The sequence below is a fragment of the Methanobrevibacter sp. genome, from assembly GCF_045541095.1.
Taxonomy (GTDB): domain Archaea; phylum Methanobacteriota; class Methanobacteria; order Methanobacteriales; family Methanobacteriaceae; genus Methanocatella.
Genome location: NZ_JAZQIJ010000044.1, coordinates 1 through 1715, shown reverse-complemented (window position 1 = coordinate 1715; position 1715 = coordinate 1). Strand labels below are relative to the sequence as shown.

Genomic DNA, 1715 nt, shown 5'->3' with positions numbered 1-1715 from the left:
GTTATCCTTGCAGGAGATGTTTTGATTGCTAAAGGATCCGAAACAGGAACTGAAATTATTGAAAAATTAGCAGATGGAGAAATGCATTTAGAAGATTTAGGAAATATTGAAGAATTTATCGATGACGATTAATTCAAATTTTGATTTATTGTTTGTGTATTTTTAGATTTATATGAATTTGATTTTTTTTATTGTTTGTGTATTTTTAGAGTTTATATGAATTTGATTTCAATTAAATTATTTATTTAATATGTATGGATGTGACACTATGATGATAGGAGGTGAACCAGTTGAAAAGTCTAATGAAGATGGTACGTCAATTTGGGGAATCTCTCATCACATTGGTTGTTAGCATTATTCTATTTTTATTCAATGCTGTAAAGTTCATTGTTTCACTTCCAGCACGTTTTGTAAGCTATATAAGAGAATTTTTAGCTGACACCGATTCTGTTTTGAAGGAAAGTCTTATTGCCCTTTCCATTTGTGCTGTAGGTGACTTGTGTGCAGGTATCATTTTAGGAAATATGGAATTCTTCCTGCAGACCTATCCTGGACTTATGGTAATCATTCCAGGAGCTATTGGAATGAGAGGAAACATCTTCGGTTCCTTCGGTTCAAGATTAAGCACTCACCTCCACATTGGTACAATATCTCCAGAATTCAAAAGGTCAGACCTTTTGGATGAAAACATTACAGCATCAATTATATTGACTATGGCTCTTTCAGTCTTGCTTGGAGCTATTGCAAAGGTAATCTGCATATTATTCAATTTCCCAAGCATAAGCCTTTTTGACTTTGTCTTGATTTCATTCATTGCAGGATTGATATCAACTGTAATCATGCTTCCAATTACAATGTTCATTTCACTTAAGAGTTTTGAAGGGGGTTGGGACCCAGATAACATCACAACACCTTTCATTGCAGCTGTAGGAGACTTCTTCACCTTGCCTGCAATCATTTTAAGTGTCTTGATTGTAAATCTAATAGGTTTCGATCCAATCGTCAAGATGGTATTGTTTGCAATCATTATCTTGATTACAGTTGTTTCATTGATTTCAGGATACACTGCTGACAATGAAGTAAGGCATATAGTTAGGCAATCCACTCCAGTGCTGTTCGGCTGTTCCATATTGGGAACCGTTGCTGGTGGAATATTGAACAATTCACTTAGCACACTCCTAAAGAACCAAACATTGCTTACATTGGTTCCATTGTTCTCTGGTGAAAGTGGCGGTTTGGTAAGCATTTTAGGTGCAAGATTGTCTTCAGGTCTTCACTCCGGTTTGATTGACCCAGTCTTGAGACCTAAAAAGCACACTATGGAAAACTTCATAGCTATTGTGACATTGGCTGTAGTGATGTATCCTTTGATTGGATTCTTGGCTGAATCATCTACAATAGCTTTCAATAACATTGGTGTAGGATACCTTCAATCAATATTGATAAGCCTGCTTGCAGGTATGATCTTGATTTTAATCATGTTGCTTGTAGTCTTCTATATCTCTACCATTTCATATAGAAGAGGTCTTGATCCTGATAATATTGTGATTCCTTTATCTACAAGCCTAACAGATTCAATATCCACATTGATTTTAATTGTAGTGTCTTTAGGTCTTTTAAGCTTGATTTAATCTTAAATAGTTATTTATAATGTTTTTAGGTATTAAACTTGATTTAATTTAAAAAAATAGTTGGTTTTATTGATTAGTTATTTT

1 protein-coding gene is annotated in these 1715 nt (G+C 34.2%); it reads left to right on the top strand.

Annotated features, from left to right (window positions below; genetic code table 11):
• Positions 1-302 precede the first annotated feature (302 nt).
• A complete protein-coding gene (locus ACKI2P_RS01905) occupies positions 303-1631 on the top strand; it encodes a magnesium transporter (protein ID WP_407374558.1) in 1329 nt (442 codons plus the stop codon).
• Positions 1632-1715 lie beyond the last annotated feature (84 nt).

Excerpts from the sequence above, each read along its gene's own strand:
- ACKI2P_RS01905 (WP_407374558.1), top strand. The coding sequence starts at position 303 with ATGAAGATGGTACGTCAATTTGGGGAATCTCTCATCACATTGGTTGTT.